Below are 26,800 nucleotides of genomic sequence, written 5' to 3'. Positions count from 1 at the left end.
GGGATGACCGTCGCGGTGTTGCACGGACTGATCCGGGCAAGCGGGGAGCGGCGCACCACTCCCGGCATCTGACAGCGACCGGGAATGTCGGCTCACCCGACGGTCTCGAGGAGCACGTGCACGGATCAGCACCGCCGGATCGGCGTCCGGGCAGAGGGCGGCGCAGGTGCAGCTCGGCGGCGAGGACATCCTCGGCCCCCGGGCGCGTGAGGTGCTTGTCGTCCCGCCCCGACGATGGTTGCCTCGAGTGGTCCGGCATCGCAGGTCGGCGATCGCCACCCTCGCGCGCCGCCGGTGTGCCACAGGCTCGTCGAGGGGTGGTCCGACCGGCCTCCGGTCACCGTCCGGAGGGCGTGACCGATGAGGCCGGTCACGACGCCGGTCCGCGAGGTGCAGCCACGCATCCCGGTCGGGAGGTGCAGACGTGTCAGCTGTCGGTGGGACCGTGCGCACGGCCGAGACGGTGCGCAGCGCAGCGGCGACCCTGGTGGACGTCGTCGAGCAGCGCGCGGCGGAGATCGCAGAAGCCCGCCGGCTGCCCGCCGACCTCGTCGGGGTGCTCAAGCAGGCGGGCGTGTTCAGCATGCCGATGCCCCGCACCTGGGGCGGTCCCGAGATGACCCTCCGGCAGCAGGTCGAGGTGATCGAGCTCCTCTCGGCCGCCGACCCCTCCGTCGGCTGGTGCGCGATGATCGGCTCCGACGCAGGGTTCTACTCCGCGTTCCTCGACGACGAGGCCGCCCGGTCGGTCTGGCCGGACCTGGACGCGGTGACCGCCGGCTGGGTCTTCCCCGCCGGCCGTGCCCGCCGCCGGGGCGACGGCTTCGTCGTCGACGGGCGGTGGTCGTTCGGCAGCGGCTGCACGCACGCCGACGTGATCGTCGGCGGCTGCGTCGAGTTCGACGGGGACGTGCCCGTGACGACCGAGCAGGGCCTCCCGGTCGTCCGGATCGTCATCGCGCCGGCGCAGGCGTGGACGGTGCACGACACCTGGTTCACCACGGGCCTGGCCGGTAGCGGCAGCCACGACTACAGCGTGCAGGGCTTGATCGTGCCTGCCGAGCGGACGTTCAGCTTCCTCGACAGACCACGACGGCCGGGACCGCTGTACGCCTTCCCCGGGGCGTTCTTCGCCAACATGTCCGGCGTTCCGCTGGGGCTGGCCCGCCGGGCGATCGACGTCGCGCTGCAGGTCGCCGGTAGCAAGGTGTACCGGCCCCGCGGGAACCGGATGCGCGAGGAGCCGCGGGTGCGCCTGGCCATCGCCCGTGCCGAGACCGACCTCGGGGCGGCGCGGGCGTACGTGTACGACGCCCTGGACCGCATGTGGGACCAGCTGGAGACCGACGGCGTCATGACCACGGCGACCCGGGTGCACCTGGCCCTGTCGCGGGCCAACGCCTTCCGGATGGCCCGCGACGTCGCCCAGCAGATGGTGGACGTGGTGGGCACCGAGGCGATCTTCACCTCCTCACCGCTGGACCGGTTGCTGCGGGACGCCGTCACGATGAAGCAGCACGTCGTGGCCCAGGACCGGGCGCTGGAGCTGGTGGGAGGCCTCGTGCTGGGTGAGGAGCCGCCCTTCCCCTTCCTCTGATCCGATCCGGTCACGGCCGTGGCTCGTTGACGAACGCGGGAGCGTCCTCGTGCACTGGTCACGACGCGCCGGGCACCACCATCCGGTCGGCGCCGGCGCGTCACCTGGAGCGATGGACCCGGTCCCGGAGCCCCGCCCGCACCGTTCACAGCTCCTGCGACCGAGCGGTGCCCCGCACTGCTTCCACGAGGCTCTGTCAGGCGCATCCTGTGCACGTGGAGGGATCGGTGTCGGGGAGACGGCTCTCGGTCTCCGCGAGCCGCCGAGGCCGCTGCGCGATCCCGGTGCAGTCACCCCGTCGAGCCGGTCCGTCGTGGTCTCGTGCAGGAGGCACACGCGGACGTCGGGTACGGACCGAGGTGGCCGCGGGGTGCCACCGGGTGTCGCACCGTCCGGGGGCACCGTGGCAGGGGGTGTCATGCGTGTCGCGGTGGCTGAGGACTCGCTGATCGTGCGCGAGGGGCTGACCAGGTTGCTGGAGTCCTCGGGGCACGCAGTGGTGGTCTCGGTGGACCGCCCGGACCGCCTGGCGGCCGAGGTCGCCCGGGCGCAGCCCGACGTCGTCGTCATCGACATCAGGATGCCGCCCACGTTCACCGACGAGGGGCTGCGCGCGGCGGCGGCGATCCGTCACCGCCACCCGGGCGTCGGGGTGCTCGTGCTGTCCCAGTACGTGGCGCCCGGCTATGTGACCTGGCTGCTCGAGCAGACCCCGGACCGGGTCGGCTACCTGCTCAAGGACCGCCTCGTCGACGTCGGCGCTCTGGCTCAGGCGCTGGAGCGGATCGTGGCCGGCGAGACCGTGGTCGACCCGGAACTGGTCCGCCTGCTGATCCGCAGTCGTGCCCGCTCCGGTCCGCTCGTCAGCCTCACCGAACGGGAACGGCAGGTCCTCGCGCTGATGGCCGAGGGACTGTCCGACCGAGGCATCGCCGATCGACTCGTCGTCTCGCTGCACACGGTGGGGACGCACGTCCAGCACGTCTTCCGCAAGCTGGCGATCCCCGACACCGCAGCCGACAACCGTCGGGTGCACGCCGTGGTGACCTGGCTGCAGAACGGGCCACCGACACCGTCGGCTCCGCCGAGCGGGGCCTGAGCCGGGCCGCTCGGGATCAGGGTTTTCCGGGACGCCCCCGACGACCCGGACGCCGACCCTGCCGTCCATGACCGCACGACTCCGTCACCTGCTCGGCGCCCTGCTCCTCGCCGTGGCTCTCACCGTCGGCCTCACCGTCGCCGCGACTCCCGCGGCACGCGCCGCGCCGCCGATCGACTACGTGGCACTCGGCGACTCCTCGTCCTCCGGGCAGGGAGCCGGCCCCTACGACCTGGGAGGACCACCCTGCTGGCGCTCCAGCGCGGCGTACGGGCCGCTGTGGGCGCAGCAGCACACCGCCCGGTCCTTCGCCCTGCTGGCGTGCTCCGGCGCGACCACCCTCGACGTCCTCGCCACCCAGGTGCCACAGATCCCCCGCACCACCGACCTGGTGACACTCACGGTCGGCGGCAACGACGTCGGCTTCTGGCCGGTCATGCAGACCTGTACCTTCGCCCCGGACGACCAGACCTGCCTGGCAGCCATCGAGCAGGGCAGGCTGATCGCGACGACGGTGCTACCGCTTCGGCTCTCGGCCCTGCTGGTGGCCGTCCACCGGGCGGCACCGCACGCGCGGGTCGTGGTCCTCGGCTACCCCCGGCTGTTCGAACTCGGCCCCTGCCCCGCGCCGGTGCCGAACGAGACCCGCCGGACCGCCCTCAACGCGGGAGCCGACCTGCTCGACCAGGTGATCGGCACGGTCACCCGCGCGGTCGGTGACACGTTCGTCGACGTCCGGGACCGCTTCACCGGGCACGGCATCTGCGCACCGGCAGGGCAGGACTGGATCAACGGTCCCCTCGCGGGGGTGGACACCTACCACCCCGACCGCGACGGCTACGCCCTCGGACTCCTCCCCGCGCTCACCGCCGTCACCGGCTGAGCGCAGGGGGCGTGCTCCCTCCCCTCCGGGACCGACCGGTGCCACGATGACCCGGTGGCCGAGCTCCAGGGCCGCCCGGCACGCCCGCGGCCGATCCCCGCCGCCGCGGCAGGGATCGCCACGCTGGCGGTCGGCCAGGTGTGGCTCGGCGTCACCCTGTACGACGGTCCGCCACCGCTGTGGCTGCTGTCCGGCTTCGTCGGCGGACTGTTCTTCGCCGCCGCCGGACTCGTCGTCTGGCGGGTCCGCCCGGCCAGCCGCACCGGGCCGCTGATGGTGGTCTTCGCCGTCCTGCAGATGCTCCGTCAGGTCGTCCTCCCCGCCGACACCCTCGCCGGCGAGCTGTGGGCGCTCGCCCTGGTCCCGGTGACCCTCCTCGGGCCCGTGCTGGTGGGCTGGCTGCTGCTCGGCTTCCCGTCCGGACGGCTGCCGGGACGGGCCGAGCGCCTGGTGGTGGGCACCGGCTTCGCGCTCGCCGGGTTCGCCACCGTCGCGATCCCGCTGACCCTCACGCCGGTGCCCTGGCTCTGCGGGGTCCACTGCGCTCCCGGCCCCGTCGCGGTGGCGCAGAGCCTGCCGCTCCACCTCACCGTGCGGGTCGTCGTGCGGGTCGGGTCCATCGCCCTCGCCGTCGCGGCGGCAGTCCTGCTGGTGCGGCAGGCGCGCCGGTGGACCCGGCGGCAACGACGCGGTCGCGTCGTCGTCCTCGCCGCCGGCGGCCTCGCGGTCGTCGGCTACGTCGCCTCGGAGACGGTCACTCTGGCCGGCTACCCCCGGTGGCTGCCGCCCGGCCCGTCGGTGCTGCTGGAGCACGTCGCCCTGTGGTCGGTCGCGCTCGCGCTGCCCGCCGCCCTCCTGTTCGCCATCCTGCGGGAACGACTCGCCGTGGGCTCGGTCGGCGCGCTCCTCGTGCAGTTGGAGCGCGCTCCGGCGGAGCAGGTCGAGCGCGTGCTGGCGCGGGTCCTGCGTGACCCGGGGCTGCGGGTGGTCTTCCCGACACCGACCGGGTTGGTCGACAGCGCCGGCGAGCCGGTCGAGCCACCGCCGGACCAGGAGATGACCCCGCTGGGTGACCCGCCGGTCGCCGTGGTCCTCCACGATCCGTCCGTGGCCGAGCACCGGGCTCTGCTCGGCGCGGCCGCATCGGCGACCCGGCTGGCGCTGGAGAACGCCCGGCTGACCGCGGAACTCCGCGCCCAGCTGACCGAGGTCCACGCCTCGCGCCGGCGGATCGTGGCCGCCGCCGACCAGGCGCGGCGGCAGGTGGAGCGTGACCTGCACGACGGCGCACAGCAGCGCCTGCTGGGTGTCGGCCTGACTCTGCAGATCCTCGAGCAGGCGATCTCTCCGCAGGGCACGGCCGCCTCCCTCCTCGACGACGTCCGGAAGGAGCTGTCCACCGCCGTCCGCGAGCTGCGGCGGCTCGCCGCGGGCATCTATCCCGCCGTACTCACCGACCAGGGACTGCGCTCGGCGCTGGCCGCGCTCGCTGCGGGCAGCGCACTCCCGGTCGAGGTGACCGGCGGTGACCCCGGGCGGCTGCCGGCCGCGGTGGAGACGGCCGCCTACTTCTGCGCCAGCGAGGCGATCACCAACGCCGTCAAGCACGCCGGCGCGAGCCGTATCCTGATCGGGCTCGACGAGGAGCCCGACCGCATCCTGCTGACCGTGGTCGACGACGGTGTCGGCGGCGCGCGCCGGGACGGCGCCGGCCTGCGCGGCCTGGCTGACCGGTTGAACGCCGTCGGGGGTCGACTCACCGTCGACAGCCCACCGTGCGGGGGCACCCGACTCCGCGCCGAGCTGCCCCGCGGGCAGCACTGACCGCCGATGCCATCGGCGGAGACGGCCGGGCGACCCCGCCGTGCCGGCGGTCTCCGCGGCCGGCCCGGGCGACGCAGGCCGTACCGCTTCGCCGATCTGCACGACGGGACGGGACGAGCGGCCCAGCACCCGGAGACGAGGGGCTCACGTGCCCGGCGTCGGTCCGCCGGGCGGTCCTCACATCACGGATTTCCCTGACGTGTACCCGACGGCGGACACGCAGGCTGACGGCATGTCGAACCGCTGGACGACCGCCCTGGGGCGCAGCGCGAGGACGGTCTGCCTGTCCTTCTCCGCGCCGCTGGGACCGGACACGCTGGCGCTGGTCCGGGCCCTGTCCCACCGTTCCCGAGAGCCCCGCCACGAGCCGGACGAGAGCGGAGCCTCCGACCACCAGGTCCGGACGCCCGAGGACGTGCCGGCCGACGTGGAGGAGTGCCCGGTCCGAGATCCCGGGACACCCCCGCGTGACCTCATCGGGGCTCGGGGCACGTCCAGGACCCCGACGAGCGGTCCATCCGCCGTCCGCATCCGACGGCCGATGGCCGAGTGGCACTCCGCGGGTCACCGTGACCGTCTCGATCTCGGAACCGACGCCAGGTGACCACTGGTGAGGAGCAGTTCGACCCTGGGCTGCGCGAGAGCCGCGCAGCAACGTGATCCACCCCGCCGAGCCCCGCGAGAGGAGGCCGACATGGCCTCGTTGCACACCGCAGTCGCCACGGACGTGAAGGTCGCGCACGCCAACGGCATCGAGATCGCGTACCAGACCTTCGGTGAGCCATCGGCCCGGCCGTTGCTGCTCGTCATGGGCGCGAACATGCAGATGCTGGCCTGGCACGAGGACCTGTGTCAGGCGTTGGTCGACCGCGGCTTCTTCGTGGTCCGCTTCGACAACCGGGACGCGGGGCTGTCCACCCACCTGCACGACGCGGTGCCCGACGTGCGGGCCGCCGCGGCCGGGGACCTGTCCTCGGCGGCCTACACCCTCGAGGACATGGCCGGCGACGTCGCCGGGCTGCTGGACGCGCTGGGCCTGGACAGCGCGCACGTCCTGGGTGCCTCGCTGGGTGGGATGGTGGCGCAGACGCTCGCCGCCCGGCACCCCGCCCGGGTGCGCAGCCTGACCTCGATCATGTCGGCCCCGGTGCTGCCGGTGGACTGGCAGGCGGTGGAGGCCCGGCGGCCCGCCACCAGCCGGGAGGAGTACGTCGAGCAGGTGCTGCAGGTGTTCCGGCTCGTCGGATCACCCGGGTATCGCGGCGACGAGTCGTGGCTGGCCGACGTCGCCGGCCGATCCTACGACCGTGCCCATGACCCGGCCGGTGGTCTGCGCCAACTGCTGGCCGTCATGGCCTCCGGTGACCGCACCGAGCAGCTGCGCGCAATCCGGGTGCCGACGCTCGTGGTGCACGGCGAGGCCGACCCGGTCGTCCCCGTCGCCGGGGGCCGCGCCACGGCCGAGGCCGTCGCGGACGCCGAGCTGCTCGTGCTGGAGGGCATGGGCCACTCCCTGCCGCGTGAGCTGTGGCCCACCATCGTCGACGCCGTCGTCCGCACCGCCGATCGCGCTGCGGACGGCGCGGCTCGATGAGCACGCTCGGCCCGTGCGGCCGCGGACCAGTCCCTGCTGTCGACGTCCTCCGTCGTGTCCGCGCACGGCGCACGGAGCAGGGATCCACCCTCGGAGGCGATCGTGGAGGACGCACCGCGGCTCGTCGGGCGGTGGCGGCTCGTCTCGTGGACGGCCGTCGATGACGAGGGACGGAGCGAGCATCCCGTCGGCGACCGCCCTCGGGGTGTCGCGGTGTTCCTGCCGGACGGATGGGCGGCGGTGCAGATCGCGGCCACCGACCGGCCGACCATGAGTGGGATCGACCCGTTCGCCGCGCCCGAGAGCGCGCAGGCGAGGGCCTACGCCACCTACCTGGCCTACGTGGCGAGGTACGAGGTGCGCCAGGACCTCGTGGTCCTCCGGCTCGAGTTGAGCCTGTGGCCGAACCAACTCGGCACCGAGCAGATGCGGCGGCATCGCTTCGAGGACGGCGAACTGGTCCTGCAGCCGCCACCGGTCGAGGTCGGGGGTCGGCGCCTCACCCACGAGCTGCGGTGGCGCCGCGAGGACTGAGAGCCGCAGGGACGTCGCGGCACCACCGCCTCCACGCAGTCATGTTGACGGAAGCGACTCGACGCAGGGGTACTCGTGCAGCTCGGCACATCGGCCGTCGCGCAACCGGTACAGCGTGACCAGGCGGATCCGCAGCCGCCGGCCGTCCTCCCGGTAGGTGGCCTCCCACAAGTACTCGGCGGCGACCCGGTCGGCCGCCGCGAAGGCATCCAGGAGGGTGTAGTGACGTTCGTCCAGCCGTGCCGACACCCCCCGTACCGCGGCGTCGAGCTCCGCGCGGCCGCCGCTCCTGCCCGCGGGGAAGAAGGGTGTCGGAGCCTCCACCCACCGCACGTCCGACGCGTAGAACTCGTCGAACACCCGCAGCGTCCGTGCCGCCGCCTCCTCGGCGCCGAGGCCGGCAGCGGCCGCCGCGTTGCACGCCGCCACCATGCGCTCGACGGTCTCGATGCCGGACCGGTTCCCGGTCATGCGGAAGTCCTACCGGACAGCGCGCCTCGTGAGGAGGTCTGCTCCTGCGCAGGCCGATTCGCGCCATCCTGGACTCCAGGGTCCGGCCGGGCCCCGGCCTCTCGCGAGTCGGAGCGGGGGCGGCCATGGACGTAGACGTCGACACCAGCCAGACCGTCGGGGTCGATGAGGTGGCCCGTCGCGTCGGCGAGCTGACCGATGCGGCGTTCGCCCTGGCGGCGGTCACCGACGCCCTGCGCCAGGACACCGCCGACCTCACCGAGGAGCACGGCCGGGTTCTCGCCGAACTGGGGATGGCCGTCCGGCGCGAGCCAGGTGGGTGGGAGCTGGTGCCGCCGCTGGCCGAGCTGCCCGACCGGGTCCGCCGCGGGCTGGCGCAGCGGCTGGCGGTGACGCTGCGGCGGGCCGCGGCGGCCGCCGAGGGGCGGTTGTCGTGGGCCCAGCAGGACCTCGCCGTCAAGGTCGATCTGGGCCGGATGTCCGGGCCGGCCGGTCAGACCTTCGTCACCCTGCTGGCGCCCCGGCTGGGTGATCTCGCCGACCGGCTCGCCGCGCCGGAGGCGGCCGTGCTCGACATCGGCACCGGGGTCGGGGAGATCGCGGTCGCCCTCGCCGAGGCGGGCCCCTCGCTGCGGGTGGTCGGCATCGACGTGCTCGACGACGTCCTCGACGTCGCCCGGCGCACCGTGACCGAGCGCGGGCTGTCGGAGCGCATCAGCCTGCGGCACCAGGACGTCGCGACGCTCGACGAGGTCGAGGCCTACGACCTGGTCTACCTGCCGACCTACTTCGTGCCCGAGGACGCCGTCGTGGCCGCGCTGCCGCGGATCCACTCGGCGCTGCGACCGGGCGGCTGGCTGGCGGTGGCCGCGTATCCCGACCCCGGGAGCCCGCTCCGCCGCGCCGTCTGGGCCTGGCGGCAGGGTGGAGCCGGCGCGTGCCCCTGGGACGAACCGGAGACCGCCCGGCGACTGCGGGCAGCCGAGTTCGCGCAGGTGCAGACGGTCGCGTTCCACCCGATGGTGCCGGCCCTCGTCGTCGGTGTCCGTGCCGACTGACCGAGGAGGCCGAGGAGCCGGGACGTTCCGCGTCGTCGGCGCGGCCGCCGAGCGGCCCGGCAGCAGGCCAACCGGTGGCCGGCCTGACCCGCCTGGTGACCGGCGGAGGACGCCCCGGCTCGTCGGGGCACCGTGTCGCTGCCGGTGACCCACCATGCTCACGTCACTCCCGGGCCCGCGCCGCCCCACCCCAGCAGGCGGACGCAGCCCGGTCGGCGACCTGCACCGGGGGCCGCGGGTGGGTGGCAGGCCCCCGGTGGCGAGCGGTGGCTCCGACCACGTCCTCGTCGAGCAGCCCAGCGACACATGGCCCAGCGGCGTCGGCGTCGTCCCGGTCGGCTACTCGCCAGCACGTCCCCTGGCACGGGCTGGGAGGCCGCCGACCGCTTCGCCGCCCTGCTGGAGGGGCTGAGACCGGGCGACGAGCATCGGATGGGTGTCACGAGGGCCCGAGGGCCCGGAGGCGAAGCGCCCCGGGCTCCTGACCTGCAGGAGCACCGGGGCGGTGCTGGTGTCCGAGGGGGGACGCGGTACTTCCGCACACGCCTTCGCCCCGCGCGCTGACCCGCGCACACCGGAGGGCTCGGCCACTGTCCATGGTGCGCGTCCAGGCCGGAGGGGCTGCGCCGTGCAGCCGCAATCGCGATGCTGTGCTGATGAGCGATGCGTCCGGACCGCCCTTCCGCGCCGACCACGTCGGCAGCCTCCTGCGCCCCGCGAACCTGCTGGAGGCCCGCTCGAAGCATGCGGCCGGCGACATCGACGACGAGGAGCTGCGGGGCATCGAGGACGAGGCGATCCGCGACGTGGTGAGGATGCAGGCCGACGTCGGCCTGCGCACGGCCACGGACGGCGAGTTCCGCCGAGCCTCGTGGCACATGGACTTCATCTACGCCATCAGCGGCATCACCAAGGTCACCGACGAGAACATCGTCGTCCACTTCAAGAACCAGGACGGCACCATCGACTTCACGCCCGCCGGGCTGCACGTCGACGGTCCCCTGCGCATCGACGAGCCGATCTTCGGGCGGGACTTCGCCTTCCTGCAGTCGGTCGTGGGGGAGGGGCAGACGGCGAAGCTGACCATCCCGTCGCCGTCGATGGTCCACTACCGCGGCGGGGCTGCGGCGATCGATCCGCAGGTCTACCCGGACGAGGACGAGTTCTGGGAGGCCCTGTCGGCGGCGTACAGCCAGCAGGTGCAGGGCATCGCCGCGCAGGGCTGCAGCTACCTGCAGTTCGACGACACAAGCCTCGCCTACCTCAACGACCCGGCCCAGCGGGCCGAGATCGCCGCCCAGGGCCGCGACGCCGAGCACCTGCACGAGCGCTACATCCGCCAGATCAACAAGGCGCTGGCGGGCCGTCCCGCCGGGCTGACCGTCACCACGCACATGTGCCGGGGCAACTTCCGGTCCTCGTGGGTGGCCGAGGGCAGCTACGACTTCGTGGCGGAGGCGTTGTTCGGCGGGCTGGAGGTGGACGGCTTCTTCCTGGAGTACGACGACGCCCGGTCGGGGGGCTTCGAGCCGCTGCGCTTCGTGCCGCCGGGCAAGCGCGTCGTCCTGGGGCTGGTCACGACGAAGCGGCCGGAGCTGGAGTCCAAGGACGACCTCAAGCGGCGGATCGACGACGCGTCGCGGTTCGTGCCCCTGGACCAGTTGGCCCTCTCGGGGCAGTGCGGCTTCTCCTCGACCGTCGAGGGCAACACGCTCACCCGCGACCAGCAGATCGCGAAGCTGGCGTTGATCGTGGAGACCGCCGGCGAGGTCTGGGGCTGACCCGTCGACCCGGATCGCAGTGCCGATCCGCCTGGGATCCGTCAGGTTCCCTCGCTGGTCCACCGGCGCTAGGTTCGCCGCGTGCCGAGCAGCGTGGACGTCGTCGTCGTCGGGGCCGGATCCGCTGGCGCGGTGATCGCGGCCCGTCTGTCGGAGGACCCGAGCGTGCGCGTCGCGCTGATCGAAGCCGGCGGTCCGCCGCCCCCTGCCGAGCTGATGCCGGCCGCCTGCCCCGTGCTGCAGGCCGACCCCGAGACCGACTGGATGCTCAGCGCGGACGCCGGCGGCGTCGGCAAGGGACTGCGGAACGGCCGGATGATGGTGCCGCGCGGCAGGATGCTGGGCGGCTCCTCGGGGATCAACTACCTGGCCTACGTGCGCGGACACCCGGGCGACTTCGATGCCTGGGCCGCGGGTGGCGCCGACGGCTGGAGCTATGACGAGGTCCTGCCCTACTTCCGCAAGAGCGAGGGCCTGGAGCCGAGCGAGCACCTGCCGCTCGACCTGCCCGCGCACGGCACCGACGGTCCGCTCGGCGTCTCAGTGCGCCGCCCCGTGCTGCCGGGTGCTCAGGCGTTCGTCGACGCAGCGGCGGCCACGGGGATCCCGCTCGGTGACTACAACGGCCGCGACCGGGGTGGCCCGGACGGCGTCGTCTCCCTCTTCCAGACGACGACGCGGCAGGGCAAGCGCTCGAGCACCTACCACGCGTTCCTGGAGGGCGAGGTCGAGCAGCGGCCGAACCTCACGGTGATCGCTCACGCCCAGGCGACCCGGGTGCTCCTCTCCGACGGCGGCGCCCGGCGGGCGACCGGCGTCGAGTACGTCACCGCCGACGGGACCACCGACGTCGTCCACGCAGAGCGCGAGGTGGTCCTCAGCGCGGGCGCGGTCGGGTCACCGCAGCTGCTCATGCTCTCGGGCGTCGGGCCGCGCGAGCACCTCGAGTCGCTCGGCATCGAGTGCCGGGTCGACGCCCCTGATGTGGGCCGTCACCTCAAGGACCACCTGCACCTCGGTCTGATGTTCCCGGCGCCGGGACTGGGCGTCTCCATGGCCAGGATCGGGGTGGCCATGGGACCGGACGCACTGCGGGCTCCCGCCGGGCCGCTGCCCGCCGACCCGGCCGACGACACCTCGCTGCCGCCGGAGCTGCAGGAGCTCAAGGCCGAGGCCGAGCGCCAACTCGCCGAGTGGTTCACGACGGGCGAGGGGCTGGTCTCGTCGTCGCTCTACGACGCGGCCGCCTGGCTGTCGACCGGCCTCGGCGACGAGCACACCCACGACGCCCAGATCGCGATCTTCGTGTGCGGCTACAACGTCGACATCTGGGACTCCTGCCTGCACGTCGACGCGGCGGAGTACTTCGACGACCCGGCGGTCGACCTGTCGCCGACGGCCGAGAACATCTTCGTGCTGGCCAACCCGGTGCAGCCGCACAGCGAGGGCGAGATCCGCCTGAGCAGCGCCGATCCGTTGGCAGCGCCGGACATCCGGATGAACTACCTCACCGACCCGCACGACCTCGATGTGATGCTCGCGGTGGCACGGCGCGCGCTCGCCATCGTGGAGGAGATGGGCCGCACGCACGAGATCGGCGGCCTGATGGTGCCGCGGCGGCTGGCCGAGAAGCACGGCTACACCCGCGGAGACGTCCCCAGCGACGAGCTGATCGTCGACCTGGCGCAGCACTACTCCTTCACCGTCTACCACCTGACGAGCACCTGCCGGATCGGTTCGGTGGTGGATCCCCAGCTGCGGGTGGTCGGTGTCGACGGGCTGCGCGTCGCCGACGCGAGCGTCATGCCGAACGTGGTCAGCGGGAACACCAACGCTGCCACCATCATGATCGCCGAGAAGGCAGCCGAGCTGATCGCGGTCGACCACGGCGTCGAGCTCCGGGAGTTCGTCGGCGCGTAGAGCCCGAGGCCACCGAAGTGAGCGATGGCCCGGAGCACCTGTGCAGGTGTCCCGGGCCATCAATCTGTGTCCGAGGGGGGACTTGGGCACCGCGAAGTGGGAGCCGTCCCACCGGCCTCTCCCGCTGGGGGAGTGGAGCGCGGTGTGCGCGGCTTCATGGACATGGTCGGAACGTAGCGCGCCGGTCGGACAGCCCGTGATCGTGGAGAGTTGGGAGCCCGGTCGCGCGGGGCTGCCTTCACTGAGGGACGCGCCGGCGGGCCAGCTACTCCGCGCTCGAACGGGCTCTGCCGAGCGGCTGAGCCTCTTGAGTTCTTGCACGGGGTGACCGGACGGTCGCCGTCCACGTGCCCAGCGTGCTTGGCGCTCTCGTGCCCAAGGCCGCAGCCTGGACTGTCGATAGCCGGCAGCGGGAGCGTCACAGCGGAGACGCGGCTTTCCTGGCGCGCCTGATCACCGACCCGCTCGCCACACGCTTTGCGTTCCGCCTCAGCGGCCGCAGACGGCTGCTGCGCCTCGACGAGGCGCTCGGCGACCCGGAAGCAGCCGGGTGGCGCAGGCTGGGCAAGCACGCCGACGACGCCTCCGCCGGCTGGCGGCTGCTGCGGACCTAAACGGACCCCGGCCTGTCTGTCAGCGCACAAGCGGCAAATCGCGCGGGCAGGACGTCCTCTGCGCTGGCAGAGCCCTGCTAGCCCCGCGGTAGGAGCCCGACGTCACGGTCTCAGCTGCTCCGCGACGTTCGGCTGGGCGACGTCGGCGGGTGTCCGGCCGCGCTCGTCGCGCACATCGCGGCGCGCACCAGCGTCGAGCAGCGATCGGACCATCGTCGCCTGCCCGTTCGAGGCGGCGATGTGCAGCGGAGTCAGCCCGTCCTCGTCCGCGGGATCGGGGTCGGCGCCGGCACGCAGGAGCGCGTCTACGGCCGCAGGCGCGTCGTCGGCCGCCAGATGCAACGCGGTGGCCTGGTCATCGGCGCGTTGCCGGTCCAGCTGCGCCCCAGCCTGCGCCAGCAGCTCGACCAGAGGTACGGCGTCGCGGTCGGCAGCGACCATGAGCGCCGTCTCGCCCTCGGCGTTGGTGCGGTCAGGTGAGGCGCCGGCCTCCAGCAGCGCCTGCGTGACGTCCCGGTGCCCTTCCTGCACGGCGGCGAGCAGGGCAGTGAAGCCGTCCTCGTCACGGCGGACGTCGGTGGTGGCGCCCGCCTCGAGCAGAGCCTCGACCACCTCCTGGTGGCCGTCGAAGGAGGCGGCGAGCAGCGGTGCGTCGCCGCTGGGCAGCGCCCGATCGGCGTCAGCGCCGCGTTCGAGCAGCGCCCGGACCACGGCGGCGTCGCCGTCCGAGCTGGCGAGGTACAACGGGGTCGCCCCCTCGTCGTTGGCCAGGTCGGGGTCGGCGCCGGCGTCGATCAGCGCCTCGATGCCGTCGGCGCAGTCAGCTTGCGCGGCGAAGCGGAGCGGTGTCTCGCCGTCGTCGGCGCGACGCATGTTCGGGTCCGCGCCGTCCTCGAGCAGCTCCGTCAGCACCCCGAGGTCGCAGTCGTCGGCGGCGAGTAGCAGCGGGTCGTCGGCGACGCGCTCGTCGCTGACTGCTCGCGCGGTCGGCTGCTGCGCACCGACGGCGCTCTCGCCGGCCTGCTCGGCCCACTCCTGCCCGGCGGCGAGCAAGTCGTAGGCGCAGTCCTCCAGCTCGGCTGGGTCGGTGACGCCCTGCGCGCGACACTGCTCGCGGGCGGTAGCGACCTCGTCCGGGGCGAAGTCGGCCAGCGACGTCACCGACTGCGGCACGGCCGTGTAGTCCTCGGTCAGGTACTGCTGCGCGTCACCTGCGGTGAACAGCCGCTCGGCGGGCTGAACGCGCCAGGAGCTGGCGAAGCGTCCGTACAGGCCGTCGATGGTGCGGGCTTCAGCGAAGCCGAGGACGCTGCCGTCGCGCAGCGTGAAGTCGTTGGTGCGGTCCCCGTCGCCGGTGCCGGCCAGGCCCCGGGTCGAGGCTCCGGCGCCGTCTGGCAGTCCCATTAGGACGTTCTGACTGACGTTGAGGTTCTCGACGCGGACCCACACCCCGCGCGGGTCGACGACCAGCAGGTTCCGGTCGTCCAGGCCGCCGCGTTGCCGGGCCACGTAGCTTCCGTCGTCCAGCACGACGCCTGTGTAGTCGACCGTCGTGGCCCGGCCGTCGATGACGGCAGGGACGCCCTCGGTGACGTCGGCGGCGCTGTCCGGGCCGGCAGTGTCGTAGTAGGACTCAACGACGTGCGAGCCGGTGTCGACGGCCGTCGCGGTGGTCCAGGTGACCGAGCCGACGGTGCCTTCGAAGCGCGTCTGGACGGTGAGCTGGGGGCTGGAGAGCCAGACGAACTCGCCGGCGGCCTGCAGGTCGTAGTCGTGGCCGTCGACGGTGGTGATGTGCGGCTCGCCGTGCAGGAAGGTGTCCCAGCAGTCGATGGTCCGCACGATGATGTAGATCAGCGCAGCCCCGGAGACAATGTAGAGCGCGCCCGCGGCCACCGTGGCTCCTCCTGCGACCAAGGCAGGAACCATGGCGATGAGCGTGACCGCGGTAGCTCCGCCAAGATACGTCCAGCCGAAGAAGTCCGCGATGACGTCCAGCGCGTCTCGACAGACGGTGATTCGCCCTGACTGCCGAGGGAGCGGGGGCGGCTCAACGTCACGGGCCGGCTGATCCCCGAGCGCGATGGGCGGGCCGAACCGCACCTCCCCGAGGTCGATGCCGTCCACGCGCGGCTCCTCGACGCCGGGCGGACACTCCCAGTCCCCCACGCGGGCGCGCAGTCCGTCTTCGGTCTGGTCCACACCGACGATGCGGCCGCGGCACCCGGCGGAGCCCTCGGGTGCCGGCTGCTGGGCGGGGACTGCCGGGGCCGCGAGGAACCTCGACCCTCCACTGAGCGTGGCCTGTGCCGCGGGACCGGAGGCCGTAGGACCTGACGCCGGCTCATCGCGCACGGCCGGCGCGTCGGCCGTCAGGTGTTCCAGGCGCCGCAGGACAGCAGCGACGGGCACAGCCTTGCCCACCGCGACGTAGCCGGGGTCGACCTCGATGGCGTCGTCGCGGTCGGCCATCGTGACCACGTCCAGGCGGCCGTCCGGCCCGCTGAGCGCTGTCTGCGTCACCAGGCGCCGGGCGACGCCGTCGTCGTCGACCCAGGTCTGGAAGACCGTCGCGGAAGTGCTCACGCCGTCAGACGTGACCGGGCCGCCGGAGACGTGCACGTCGAAGGTCTGGCCGTCCAGCTGCTCGGTGAGGACCGGGTCGTCGTCTGGCGCCAGCAGCGGCGGCAGCGGAGGCGCCTGACCGGCTCCGCTGCCGCTGGCCAGGTCGATCCAGCCGCCGTGACCGCCGAGATCGGTCCCCAGGAAGGTGCCTTGCTCGCTAACCACCACCCGGGTCTCGTAGTTGCCCACCCGCGTGATCGCGTCCATCGCCACGACGTCACCGTCACTCGTGGTCCGCGCCAACCCCTCGCCGATCGAGCTGCGGGCGCCGTCACGGACGAGGTACGAGCCGAGCCGCCACCCCACCTCCCCCTCCTGCTCAGCTGACGGCGGCCCGCCCTGCGAGGGCGCCGGCGCGGCCGAGCTTGGGCTCGCGTCCGGCTCGGTGTCTGAGGTGCAGGCTGTCGCGACAACGGCCAACACCACCACGGCCGCGATGATCCGAAGAGGCAGCAGGTGCATGCGCTGCCAGGCTTCCGAATCCGCTGCGGAGCGACCCGTGCGAAAAGAGACATCTATGACCATGTGGCACCGCCGATGGCGAAGTCTCGCAGGACGACGATAAGCACGAGCGGCACCGCGGGCTAGTCCACGGAGTCCTCGGACTCGACGCCTGAGCTGATCAGAAGCGCCTGCTACGCGGCTGTCGCATCGACCTGTGCGCCCACGGAACTACGGGCTGCACACGCGCGGCCGCGTCTCGGGCGACCTCGAGCACCACTTCACTGAACACGCGGTATCGCTGACGTTCATGGCCAGCCACCGCTCCTTCATGCGGCTGGACGCAATCGCGGAGCACCTACCCGAAGCGGCGACCGGAGACCATTCGGTCGCGGGGTTCTAGCTGTCAGACTTGGGCTGGCGCATAGGGCTGGCCCCGGCGGGCCGGCGGTGTACCCGGTGCTTGTCGAGGATGTTGCGCACGGTACTGAAGCTGCGGTCAGTGAGCTCCGCGAGCTCACGCAGGCTCCGGCCGGCCGTGTACTGCTGGAGATGAAGGCCCCGACTCGCGCCTGCACAACCGGTTCGCGTCGAGAGCTGGCGGTACCAGCGAGCTCGGGCAGCGGGCGCGGCGGGTCCGGCGCTGCCGGCACCGTCGATCACACCGGGCTCCGCCACCGGTGACCACCTCGTTGACAAGGCGGGGCCGCTCTGTCTGGCTGGTGCTCTCGCCGAGGGGGTCGACATGGCGGAGCTGCTGGTCTGTGGAGCGACCGGTCACCTGGGCGGCCGGATCGTCGCCCGGCTGGCCGGAGAAGGAGTGCCGTTCCGGGCGCTGGTCCGCCCCGCGAGCGACAGGACCACGCTGGCGGGGCTGAGCGCCGAGGTGGTGACCGGGGACCTCGCCGAGCCGGCCAGCCTGGTCCGGGCGGTGACCGGTGTGCGAACGGTCATCACGACCGCCAATGCGGTGGGCCGCTGGCGACCGGGGGCGAAGGACGCCTCCATCCGCCGGGTCGACCGCGACGGCAATGCGGCCCTCATCCGGGCGGCCGAGGCCGCCGGGGTGGAGCGGTTCGTGTTCGTCTCGGCGCTGGCCGGCGACGAGGCCACCGCGGATCTGGTGCCGCTGTTCGCGGCGAAGCGGGCCACCGAACAGCGGCTGCGGGCGTCCTCGCTGCGGTCGGTGGTCATCCGGCCGGCCGCCTTCCAGGAGGTGTGGCTGTCACCGGCCGGCGGCATCCGCCCGGACAAGCGCTGGGCGGTGATCCTCGGCCGGGGGCGGAACCCGGTGCCCTACATCGCCCAGGACGACGTCGCCGAGGCGTGCGTGCGGGTGGCCACGATGGCCGTTCCGCCGGAGGCGGTCGACTTCGGCGGGCCGGAGTCGCTGACCCGGCACGAGGTCGTCGACGCCTTCGAACGAGCCGTCGGTGGGCGCTTCCGCCGGGTGGTCGTGCCGCGGCCGGTGCTCGCGGCCGGCGCCCGGGCGCTGCGGCGACGCCTGCCCGAGCTCGCCACCGGCCTTGGGATCGCGGTGTCGATGGACGTGTCCTCGTTTCCGGGGCCGGAGGCCCTCCTGGCGCTCGGCATCCGGCCGCGGCCGGCGTCCGACCTCATCGCCGCGCTGGCCGCCGGCAGGGCGGTCGGCTGATCACGCGCTCGTCCTCGGACGTCACCTGACGTACGCGAGGAGCGGGGATGCCGTGCTGGCACGAGGTCGCACTGGGGTCACCTCGGCTGTCGAGGCTGCGTGCGGTCGGAACGCTCCCGGTGTCAGGTCAACGCCGCCCGGTCGCTCCGGGCCGTCGCCAGGAGGCACCGTGATCCCTCAGCCGAGCCGGGTCGGCATCGTGTCGTCACTCGCCGCGCTCGCGGTCGTGTCCGTTCCCGCCGTCGGGCAGGCGGCTCCGCCCGAGGTCGGGACCTTCCCGATCGACCAGCACATCGAGGTGCTGGAGCCCGAGAGCAGCATCTGCGGCTTCGACATCTCCTGGGACGTGACGGGCACCGGCCGCTACCAGGAGTTCGGGGACACAGCAGAGGAGGTGACGCGCGAGCACGTCTCCGGCGTCTCGTCGGGGACGCTGAGCGCGAACGGGCGCGAGATCACTGCGGATGGGAGGCTCGCGACAGACGCGGGGCGGCGGTCTCTGACGCCACGCCCAGCGGGGTCGGCCAGCAGGATCGTCGAGGGGCTGCCGTGGACGTCGTCGAGGCCGGCGGACGGACCATCGCCTACCACCGCGCGGGGGCGGGGGCGCCCCTGCTGCTCCTGCACGGCGCCTGGAGCGACGGGCGGGAGTGGCGGCCGCAGCTCGAGGGGCTGTCGGACGAGTTCGACGTGGTCGCGTGGGACGCGCCCGGCTGCGGCGCGTCCCCCGACCCGCCGGCGGACCTAACCCTGGACGAGTACACCGACGCGGTGGCCGCGCTCGTCGGCGCGCTCGGCCTCGGCCGGGTGCACCTGTGCGGCCTGTCCGCCGGCGGCGTCCTCGCGCTCGCGGTGTGGCGACGCCACCCGGAGTCGGTCCGGTCCCTGGTGCTCGCCTCGGCCTACGCCGGGTGGCGGGGGTCGCTGCCCGCGGACGAGGTGGAGGCCCGCCTGCGGCGGGTGCGTGCCGAGCTCGACCGCCCGCCGGCGGAGTGGGTCGACGGCTACCTGCCGGGGTTCTTCGCCGGGCCGGTGCCGCAGGAGACCCTCGATCTCGTCCGCGGGGTGATGCTCGACGTCCGCCCGGCCGGCACGCGGTCCATGCTCACGGCGTTCGCCGACGCGGACCTGCGCGACGTGCTGCCGACCGTCACCGTCCCCACGCTGCTGCTCTACGGCGCCGAGGACGTGCGGGCACCCCGGCCGGTGGCCGAGGCGCTGCACGCGGCGATCCCCGGGTCCCGGCTGGTGTTCCTCCCCAGGACCGGTCACGTCACCAACCTGGAGGCTCCCGAGGCGTTCGACGCGGAGGTGCGGCGCTTCCTCCGCACGGTGACCTGAGACTCCGGTGGTCGGCGGTCGGTGTCCCCGGGGCGGCTACCAGGAGAGCGCTACCGCAGGAGCCCCCGGTGTGCGGCGAGGCGCCTGCGTACGGCGGAGGGCGAGCCCCGAGCCGTGCCCGCGCAGCCCGTGGAGACCTAGCATGAGGAGGTGCGGGTCGCCGTTCGGGGCACCGTCGGTGAGTTGCTGGCCACCCGCCGCCGGCACCGGTTCGTGGGACGCCGGGCGGAGCTCGAGCTGGTCCGGAGCGCGCTGGAGGTGGCGCAGCAGCCGTTCTCGGTGCTGCACGTGCACGGTCCTGGCGGGATCGGCAAGACCAGCCTGCTCGAGACCGTCGCCGAGGTGGCAGCTGAGGCCGGTTGCACGGTCGTCCGGATCGACGGCCGCTCGGTCGGTCCGTCGGCGTCGGCCGTGTCGGACGCCCTTGCCGGGGAGATCGAGGTCCCGCCCGCGCCGGCGTCGGTCCCTTCACCGCCCGGGCGCCTCGTGCTGCTGATCGACGGCTACGAGCACCTCGCGCCGCTCGACGGCTGGTTCCGGGACGAGCTGCTGCCCCGGCTGCCCCGCTCGTCCCTGACGGTGCTGGCCGGCCGGACCCCGCCGGGCGCCGAGTGGCGTGCGGATCCGGCCTGGCACGAGCTGATGCGCAGCGTGTCCCTGCGCAACCTGGACTCGACCGACAGCCGCAGCTACCTGACCGCGCGCGGCATCGAGCCCGCGCTGCACCGGCGGATCGTGGAGGTGTCGCACGGTCACCCGCTGGGCCTGTCCCTGCTCGCCGACCTCGTGGCCGCTGGCGGTGAGCTCGGCGTGGACCCGCTCACCCCGGACCTGGTGGCCACGCTGCTGCACCAGCTCGTCGACACGGTGCCCAGCGTGCTGCACCGGCGCGCGCTGGAGGTGTGCTCCCTGGCCCGGACGACGACCGAGCCGCTGCTGCGTGATGCGCTGGTGCTCGAGGATGCGCACGAGCTGTTCGGGTGGCTGCGCTCGCTGTCGTTCGTGGAGCAGGGACCGGATGGTCTCTTCCCGCACGACCTGGCGCGTGACGCGCTCGACGCCGACCTGCGGTGGCGTGATCTCGACGGCTACAAGCAGACCTTCCGCGCGGTCCGCCGGCACGTCCACGAGCGGATGCGCGCCTCGTCGTGGCACACCCAGCAGCGCGCGGCGTTCGACGAGAAGTTCCTCTTCCGCCACCTGCCCGGCGTCCTTTCGCCGGTCGACTGGGGTTCGTGGGGTCAGACCTATCCCGAGCCTGCGCGCGACGGGGATGCTGCGGTGATCCTGGAGCTGGTCGAGCTGTGGGAGGGCCAGGAGTCGGCGGCGATGGCGGCGCACTGGCTGGCTCGTCAGGCCGAGGGCTTCTTCGTGCTGCGCGCCACGGACGGTGGCCTGCGGGGGGTCGTCGGCCTGCTGGACCTCACCCGGGCCTCGGCCGAGGACCGTGCCGTCGACCCGGTGGCTCGCGCCGCCTGGGAGTACGCGCACCGCACCGTGCCGCCGCGCCCCGGCGAGGTGGTCACGCTGACGCGCTTCGTCGTCGACAGGCAGGCCCACCAGGGCCCGTCTCCGACACTCAACGCCGTGCCGGTGCTGACCCTGCAGCGCTACGTCAGCACGCCGGAGCTCGCCTGGGACCTCCTGAGCCTGATCGAGCCGGACCGGTGGGACGACTACTTCGCCGTGGCGGACATGCCGCGGGCCGCGGGCGCCGACGTCGTGGTGACCGGACGGCGGCACGGCCTGTTCGCCCACGACTTCCGTGCCGTGCCGGTGGATTCCTGGATGGAGCTGGTCACCGAGCGGGCACTCGCCGCCGACTTCGCCCTCGCCCCCTCCAGCGCGGACCCCCAGCCGGTGGTCTTCTCCCAGGAGGAGTTCGAGGTGCACGTGCGCCAGGCGCTGCGGGACCTCTCCCGGGCGGACCTGCTGGCCCGCAACCCCCTGCTGCGGGCCCGGCTCGTGCAGGCCGACGGCGGGAACACGGCGGCCCTCGCGGCACTGGTCCGCGAGGCGGCCGCGTCGTTGACCGTCGACCCGCGCGACGACCGCGCCTGGCGGGCGGTGGACCGGACCTACCTGCGCCCGTGCGGCACGCAGGAGGCCGCCGCGGCGGTGCTCGGCCTGCCGTTCAGCACCTATCGCCGCCATCTCGCCCAGGGCGTCTCCCGCATCGTCTCCTGGCTCTGGGAGCGCGAGGTCTACGGGCCCCGGTGAGCAGTACTGAGCACCGTCTGACCTGGCGAACGAGCAGTCGCGGCCCACAGGCTCTCCCCGCACGAAGGGGGAGCGGACGATGCAGCAGCGAATCGGCGAGCGGGCCGTCGTCCTCGGCGGCGGCATGGCCGGCCTGCTGGCCGCACGGGTCCTGGCCGACGCCTACGACCGGGTCACGGTGGTCGACCGGGACGCCCTCGACGAGGGCCCCGCACCACGACGCGGTGTGCCGCAGGGGCGCCACGTGCACGTGCTCGGCGCCGGCGGCCTCCAGGTCCTCGAGGACTGCTTCCCCGGCCTCAGCGCCGAGCTCGCCGCACGAGGGGTGCCGCTGTTGGACGCGCAGCGTGACGTGCGCTGGTTCGTCGACGGTCACCGGCTGGCCGGCGGTGGCCGTGGCCGGACGGTGACCGTGAGCGCGAGCCGGCCGCTGCTGGAGGCCGTGGTCCGGGGCCGCGTCCGGACGCTGCCCACCGTCGAGGTGCGGGACCGGACCGACGTCGTCGGGCTCGTCGCCGCGGCGGACGGCCGGCGGATCGCCGGGGTCCGCCTCCTGCGCGCGGCCGACGGCAGCGCCGAGGAGCACCTGGCCGCCGACCTGGTGGTGGACGCCACCGGGCGAGGGTCCCGATCCGCGACGTGGCTGGCCGACCTGGGCTACCAGCGACCTCCCGAGGAGCGGGTCCCCATCGATCTCTGCTACGCCACTCGCTCGTACCGGCCGCGTCCGGAGGCCCTCCACGGCGCGCTGGGCATCCTCGTCGCGCCGTTCCCGCACCAGCACCGCGGAGCGGCCCTGGCGATGGTGGAGGACGGGCGCTGCCTGGTCACCCTCGCCGGCGTCCTCGGCGAGCGCCCGCCGACGGACCCGGCCGCCTGGACCGGCTGGGCCGGGTCGCTCTGGTCCGGCGCGGTCGCCGCCGCCCTGCGGGACGCCGAACCGGACGGCGCCGCGGTCGCCTTCCGGTTTCCGGCCAGCGTCCGTCGCCGCTACGAGTGGCTGTCCGGCCTGCCCGACGGCCTGCTCGTCATCGGTGACGCGCTCTGCAGTCTCAATCCGTTCTACGGCCAGGGCATGACGGTGGCCGCGCTCGAGGCACAGGCGCTCGCCGCCCTGCTGCGGGCCGGACGGACGCCGTCGCCGCGGCGGTACTTCCGGGCCGTCGCACGGGTGGTGGACCCGGCGTGGCAGATGACGGCCGGCGGGGGCCTGGCCTTTCCCGGCGTGCCGGGACGGCGGACGGCGCGCCAGCGCCTGCTCGGCGCCTACGTCGCCCGGCTGCACCGCGCCGCGGTCGACGACCCGGAGCTGACCCGCAGCTTCGTGCGTGTGGCCGGGCTCCTCGACCCGCCGGCTGCGCTCCTGCGGCCGTCCGTGCTGCGGTCGGTGCTCGCCGCCGGCCGCCGTCGAGCTCCCGACGCGCCTGCGCGCGCGGGTGTCGCTCTGGGGACGGTCCTGTTCCTCGGCGCGGCGCTGACCGTGCCCGTCGTGATCATCGTGGGCGTCACGGCCGTCGCCCTGGTGATCCGCAGGAGCCGACAGCGGACCCCAGCGAGCGCAGTTCCCCATCGACCGGAGAGCTGGTCGCCGTCACCCCCCCCGCACCGCACACCTGGGGTCAAAGCAACAGGGACGGGCACGGCGGGGTCAACACACCCCACCCGGTATCTCCGGGAGCACCTGTCCCGGCACCGGGGTGGCCGGGCCCCGGTCCGGTCCGCGCGTATCCGGGTCACCCGGTGCGGTACCGACCGAGGCGGCGGCCCGGCTCCACGCGCAGCACGCCACCGTCGCCGCATCTCCATGACGGTTCCGTGACGACTGGTCCCCCCACCGGGTCGCGGCGTCCGGGACGTGGCCGCAGGGCGAGGCTGCCCCGCCGGTTGAGGAGAGGGGAGAGTCGGGGATGACCTGTGCGGACTGTGGCGCGCTGCGCCCCGGGGGCGTTCCTGCACCGGGTGCGGCAGACGTCTGCCGCCGGTGACGGGCACACGGAGGCGCGTCCTCCCGCGGCCGCAGCTGCCACATCCGGCCGGTTCCGGTGAGTCGGCGAGCCGTTGACCGTCTGGGCCAGCAGTCCCCTTGCGGAGGAGTGGGTCTCATCCCTGTCCGAACCGCTGCCTACCGTCGTAGGCGACGCCCCGGCCGCTTGACCCCACGCTCGCGTAGTGCCCGATCCATTCCGGGTCGTCCGTTCGCAAGCAGGGCACCTACGGGACCCGTCCCGACCGCGACTGCGGTGCCCCTCCATGAGGAGGCGTACGTCAGCGACGTCCACCACGGTCCGGCCGGTCACGTCGGCTCGGTGACCGCTCGCAGGCGCTCGTCGAGGAGGTCGTCGATGCGCCGGGAGCGCACCTGGATGGCCATGACCAGCGCGGCCTCCATGTCGGCGAGTTCGGACTGGCGGCCTCGGACCTCGGCGAGCTCCGCGCGTGCGTCCCTGACGACGGTGTGGAGGGCGCGCAGGCACGCGTCGATGTGCGCGGTCGAGTGGTGCTGGCATTCGAGCATCTGGCTCTCCCTCGGGCTCGGGGGGTCGGGTCGAGGTCTGCGCCTCGCCTCCCCGCTGATCGGGATGACGACCGATCCACCGCGGGAAGGGGAGCCCTCGCTCGATGAACCGGACAGGGACGGCACATGCACTCGCTCGAAGGCTGTCAGCTGAACGTCACCTCGGATGGCCCCGCAGCGGGGTGGGTGTGACAGCACCGTGACCGCGCGCGGTAAGCCCCTGACGTGCTCCGGGCGACGGGCACGACTGACGCCGCCTGCGGGCACTCCCTGCGTTGCCGCCGGAGCCGGTCATCGGGCCCGGCAGGTAATCCCGAGCCGGTCCAGTTCAGCCCGGGCGAGGGCGTCGTGACGCCCGGCGCCCAGGTCGCCGACGGGGTCGTGGGTCAGGGTGCGCAGCCGCCGGTACGGCAGCCGGTGCACCGCACGGTGGGCCAGGTAGGCCGTGAGCGCCTCGTCCACGGTGACCGATGACAGCCGGCGCTCCAGGGCACCGTCGTCGGCGCGGCGTGCCAGGCGCCTCGGGAGGTAGGACCACAGCACCGGGGTCTGCGGGAGCAGCGCGACGACGACGCCGACCAGCATCCCGATCCGCCGCACGGTGACCCGTGTCTCGGCCGCATCGGCCGCCACCTCTTGTGCCGCTGCCCGCACCTCGTCGCCGAGGTCGCCGGCGTCCCCGCCGACGATCGGCAGGTCGCGTAGCGACTGCAGCGCATCACCGGCCCGGTCGGCGGCGCGCGAGGAGGCCTCGGCCGCGTCGCTCACCGAGGTGAGCTGCCCGATCTCGTGGCCGGTCCACGCCCCGAGGACCATCCAGAGGACGACCCAGGCGAGCACCAGCCCGTCGAGCAGCCGGAGACGGGCACGGTCGACGGCGTCCAGCACCCCGGTCACCTCGCTTCTCGCTGGCGTTCCTGCGACGGGCCGCTCGCGGCGGCTGTCAGGACGCCGAGGACGACGGTGCCGTGGTCGCCGGTGCGTCCTCCTCGGTGGGGTCCTGGTCGGGATCGTCGTTCGGGAAGTCGAAGGGTGGGACGGGGCTCTGTCCTTCGGCGGACACCGGGACCTCGATCGTGACCTCGCCGGCCTCGGCGAAGGTGAAGGTCACGGGTATGGACTGGGAGGAGCGCAGGGACTGCTCGAGGTCGAGCAGGGTGACGTCGGGTGGGCCCTCGGCGCCGACGTAGAGGTTGTCGTTCGCGTCCACCTGGAGTGGCAGGCCGGTGCTGTCGGCTCCCTCGACCCGGACGCCGCCGAAGTCCGGTCCGCTGACGTCGACCAGGCTGGCCGGCTCGCCGCCACTGTTGGTGATCCCGAAGAACAGGCGGGCCTCCTCGCCCTCCTCGTACACGCCGTCGAGCGGGTACTCCAGCTGGACCTGTACCAGGGCGAGGTCGTCGCCGATCTGGACGTCGGGCCCGATCGCGCCGCCGTCGACCTCGGGGCCGGGCTCCTCGAGGGGTGCGTCCTCCTCGTCGACGGTGCACGCGCTCACCGCCAGCAGCACGCCGACGGCCAGGACCGACTGACGGGTTCGGGTGAAGCGGGTCGCTGGGCGGGTCATCGGTCCGCTCCTCGTGTCGTCCGGGGGAGGCAGTCGGAGGCCCACCGGGCGATCTGCCGGGCGACGATCGCGCCGTGGGTCAGGGGCAACATGTGGCCGGCGTCCGGCAGCTCGACCAGCTCGGCGCGGGGGAGCGCGGCCACCAGTGCCCGTGCCTCCTCCGCCGGGACCTCGGGGTCGGCACCGCCGTGGAGGACCAGCGCGGGGACGTCGAGGGCCGGTGCCAGCCGGACCCCGTCGTTGCTCACGCTGGCGAGGGTGGTCCCCGCCAGCGCTCGTGGCCGGCTAGACAGGAAGCTCTCCCGCACCCGGGCCACCAGATCGGGGGGCTCGTCGGGCGCGAAGGCGTAGCGCCGTACCAGCCGGTCCGAGATGCCCTCCACAGACCGCAGCCAGCGTCCCACGAGCGCCGTGGCGCGCAGGAGCCCGAACCATCCCCGCTGCAGGGCGGCGGCCAGCGGTGCGGGGAGGCCCCGTGCCGGCAGGCCCGGGGCGGTGATCCCGGAGCCGCCGGACCCGGCGAAGACCACGCCCGCCATCCGGGCGGTGCCTTCCAGGCTCGCGGCGGCCAGGACGACCCCGCCGCCCAGGCTGTGCCCGACCACCACCGCCTCGGGACGGTCCTCCAGACAGCGGGCGAGGACAGCGAGGAGGTCGCGGGCGTGTGCCTCCAGTGAGTAGTCACCGGAGCGGGCGTCCCCGCTCTGCGCGTGCCCGCGGAGGTCGTAGGCGACGACCCGGTGCCGGTCGGCCAGTCGGCACGGCACGTCCCCCCACGACTCGGTGGACAGGCCGAGGCCGTGCACCAGGACCACGGCAGGGGCGGCCGGCGGGCCGCTGAGGGTCAGCGCGAGCCTGGTCCCGTCGAACGAGGTCAGGTCGGTCATCGTGGTTCCCCCGTTCGAACCGGTGGAGCCATGTGTCCCGGGTCGGCAACCGGCGCTGACATCGCGGCTTCTCCTCTCGACCGTCCGGCCCTGTGGTGAGCGGGCTCGTCCTGCCGACGGTGCCCCGGCCGCACGGCCGAACGCGGCGGACGACCGGGATGTCACCGGACCGTCA

The 26,800-nt window shown here is 73.7% G+C and carries 22 protein-coding genes; 14 read left to right on the top strand and 8 right to left on the bottom strand.

The genetic code is table 11. The features are described from left to right. The first annotated feature begins 424 nt into the window (after positions 1–424). The 6 genes from ACI78U_RS00920 to ACI78U_RS00895 all read left to right on the top strand — a co-directional run bounded on the left by ACI78U_RS00920 (position 425) and on the right by ACI78U_RS00895 (position 7,531). The gene (locus tag ACI78U_RS00920; RefSeq protein ID WP_456873399.1) at positions 425–1,597 is read left to right on the top strand and encodes an acyl-CoA dehydrogenase family protein; all 1,173 of its coding nucleotides are present in this window, start codon (positions 425–427) and stop codon (positions 1,595–1,597) included. 430 nt (positions 1,598–2,027) lie between these two features. After that, complete coding sequence (locus ACI78U_RS00915; RefSeq protein ID WP_456873398.1) at positions 2,028–2,696, top strand: LuxR C-terminal-related transcriptional regulator; 669 nt, start codon at positions 2,028–2,030, stop codon at positions 2,694–2,696. A 67-nt stretch (positions 2,697–2,763) separates the two neighbouring features. Then, positions 2,764–3,579, top strand: coding sequence for an SGNH/GDSL hydrolase family protein (locus tag ACI78U_RS00910; protein WP_456873397.1), 816 nt, complete (start codon positions 2,764–2,766; stop codon positions 3,577–3,579). A 54-nt stretch (positions 3,580–3,633) separates the two neighbouring features. Next, complete coding sequence (locus ACI78U_RS00905; RefSeq protein ID WP_456873396.1) at positions 3,634–5,403, top strand: sensor histidine kinase; 1,770 nt, start codon at positions 3,634–3,636, stop codon at positions 5,401–5,403. A gap of 694 nt (positions 5,404–6,097) precedes the next feature. After that, entirely contained in the window at positions 6,098–6,997 is a 900-nt protein-coding gene (locus ACI78U_RS00900) for an alpha/beta fold hydrolase (protein ID WP_456873395.1), read from the top strand. Positions 6,998–7,051: 54 nt separating this feature from the next. Continuing rightward, positions 7,052–7,531, top strand: coding sequence for a lipocalin-like domain-containing protein (locus ACI78U_RS00895; protein WP_456873394.1), 480 nt, complete (start codon positions 7,052–7,054; stop codon positions 7,529–7,531). A 39-nt stretch (positions 7,532–7,570) separates the two neighbouring features. Here the strand turns inward: ACI78U_RS00895 and ACI78U_RS00890 are convergent, their stop codons facing one another. Next, positions 7,571–8,002, bottom strand: a complete 432-nt coding sequence (locus ACI78U_RS00890; RefSeq protein WP_456873393.1) for a nuclear transport factor 2 family protein — start codon at positions 8,000–8,002, stop codon at positions 7,571–7,573. 125 nt (positions 8,003–8,127) lie between these two features. On the opposite strand from ACI78U_RS00890, the gene ACI78U_RS00885 reads away from it, so the two are divergent. From ACI78U_RS00885 to ACI78U_RS00870, 4 genes are all read left to right on the top strand, one after another. Further along, positions 8,128–9,060: an SAM-dependent methyltransferase gene (locus ACI78U_RS00885; RefSeq protein ID WP_456873392.1), complete on the top strand. Its 933-nt coding sequence runs from the start codon at positions 8,128–8,130 to the stop codon at positions 9,058–9,060. 656 nt (positions 9,061–9,716) lie between these two features. Beyond that, positions 9,717–10,841 carry a 5-methyltetrahydropteroyltriglutamate--homocysteine S-methyltransferase gene (locus ACI78U_RS00880; RefSeq protein ID WP_456873391.1) on the top strand — a complete coding sequence of 375 codons (1,125 nt, stop codon included), beginning with the start codon at positions 9,717–9,719 and terminating at the stop codon, positions 10,839–10,841. An 81-nt stretch (positions 10,842–10,922) separates the two neighbouring features. Continuing rightward, positions 10,923–12,761, top strand: a complete 1,839-nt coding sequence (locus ACI78U_RS00875) for a GMC family oxidoreductase (protein ID WP_456873390.1) — start codon at positions 10,923–10,925, stop codon at positions 12,759–12,761. 347 nt (positions 12,762–13,108) lie between these two features. Beyond that, the gene (locus ACI78U_RS00870) at positions 13,109–13,375 is read left to right on the top strand and encodes a hypothetical protein (RefSeq protein ID WP_456873389.1); all 267 of its coding nucleotides are present in this window, start codon (positions 13,109–13,111) and stop codon (positions 13,373–13,375) included. 102 nt (positions 13,376–13,477) lie between these two features. On the opposite strand, the gene ACI78U_RS00865 is transcribed toward ACI78U_RS00870, so the two are convergent. Further along, on the bottom strand, positions 13,478–16,525 hold the full coding sequence (locus ACI78U_RS00865; RefSeq protein WP_456873388.1) for an ankyrin repeat domain-containing protein: 3,048 nt from the start codon (positions 16,523–16,525) through the stop codon (positions 13,478–13,480). A gap of 315 nt (positions 16,526–16,840) precedes the next feature. Beyond that, a complete protein-coding gene (locus ACI78U_RS00860) occupies positions 16,841–17,188 on the bottom strand; it encodes a helix-turn-helix domain-containing protein (RefSeq protein ID WP_456873387.1) in 348 nt (115 codons plus the stop codon). On the opposite strand from ACI78U_RS00860, the gene ACI78U_RS00855 reads away from it, so the two are divergent. Next, positions 17,187–18,095: an SDR family oxidoreductase gene (locus ACI78U_RS00855; RefSeq protein WP_456873386.1), complete on the top strand. Its 909-nt coding sequence runs from the start codon at positions 17,187–17,189 to the stop codon at positions 18,093–18,095. The two genes, ACI78U_RS00860 and ACI78U_RS00855, sit on opposite strands and share 2 nt — an antisense overlap. Positions 18,096–18,272: 177 nt before the next feature. On the opposite strand, the gene ACI78U_RS00850 is transcribed toward ACI78U_RS00855, so the two are convergent. Continuing rightward, positions 18,273–18,431, bottom strand: a complete 159-nt coding sequence (locus tag ACI78U_RS00850) for a hypothetical protein (protein WP_456873385.1) — start codon at positions 18,429–18,431, stop codon at positions 18,273–18,275. Between the two features lie 213 nt (positions 18,432–18,644). Here ACI78U_RS00850 and ACI78U_RS00845 point away from each other — a divergent pair, with 213 nt between their 5' ends. The 3 genes from ACI78U_RS00845 to ACI78U_RS00835 all read left to right on the top strand — a co-directional run bounded on the left by ACI78U_RS00845 (position 18,645) and on the right by ACI78U_RS00835 (position 23,475). Then, entirely contained in the window at positions 18,645–19,436 is a 792-nt protein-coding gene (locus ACI78U_RS00845) for an alpha/beta fold hydrolase (RefSeq protein ID WP_456873384.1), read from the top strand. Between the two features lie 150 nt (positions 19,437–19,586). Next, the gene (locus ACI78U_RS00840; RefSeq protein ID WP_456873383.1) at positions 19,587–21,656 is read left to right on the top strand and encodes an AAA family ATPase; all 2,070 of its coding nucleotides are present in this window, start codon (positions 19,587–19,589) and stop codon (positions 21,654–21,656) included. Between the two features lie 79 nt (positions 21,657–21,735). Then, positions 21,736–23,475 (top strand): FAD-dependent monooxygenase, encoded by a 1,740-nt coding sequence (locus tag ACI78U_RS00835; RefSeq protein WP_456873382.1) that lies wholly within the window; start codon positions 21,736–21,738, stop codon positions 23,473–23,475. A 474-nt stretch (positions 23,476–23,949) separates the two neighbouring features. Here ACI78U_RS00835 and ACI78U_RS00830 read toward each other — a convergent pair whose 3' ends face one another. The 4 genes from ACI78U_RS00830 to ACI78U_RS00815 all read right to left on the bottom strand — a co-directional run bounded on the left by ACI78U_RS00830 (position 23,950) and on the right by ACI78U_RS00815 (position 26,625). Then, positions 23,950–24,171, bottom strand: coding sequence for a hypothetical protein (locus ACI78U_RS00830; protein WP_456873381.1), 222 nt, complete (start codon positions 24,169–24,171; stop codon positions 23,950–23,952). A 291-nt stretch (positions 24,172–24,462) separates the two neighbouring features. Next, a complete protein-coding gene (locus tag ACI78U_RS00825) occupies positions 24,463–25,068 on the bottom strand; it encodes a hypothetical protein (RefSeq protein ID WP_456873380.1) in 606 nt (201 codons plus the stop codon). Positions 25,069–25,114: 46 nt separating this feature from the next. Then, positions 25,115–25,738 (bottom strand): hypothetical protein, encoded by a 624-nt coding sequence (locus ACI78U_RS00820; RefSeq protein WP_456873379.1) that lies wholly within the window; start codon positions 25,736–25,738, stop codon positions 25,115–25,117. Then, positions 25,735–26,625 (bottom strand): alpha/beta fold hydrolase, encoded by an 891-nt coding sequence (locus ACI78U_RS00815; protein ID WP_456873378.1) that lies wholly within the window; start codon positions 26,623–26,625, stop codon positions 25,735–25,737. The genes ACI78U_RS00820 and ACI78U_RS00815 overlap by 4 nt, the downstream gene beginning before the upstream one ends. Between the last annotated feature and the right edge of the window lie 175 nt (positions 26,626–26,800).

The organism is Geodermatophilus sp. SYSU D00710, assembly GCF_054050195.1.
This window is presented reverse-complemented; position numbering and strand designations above follow the sequence as displayed.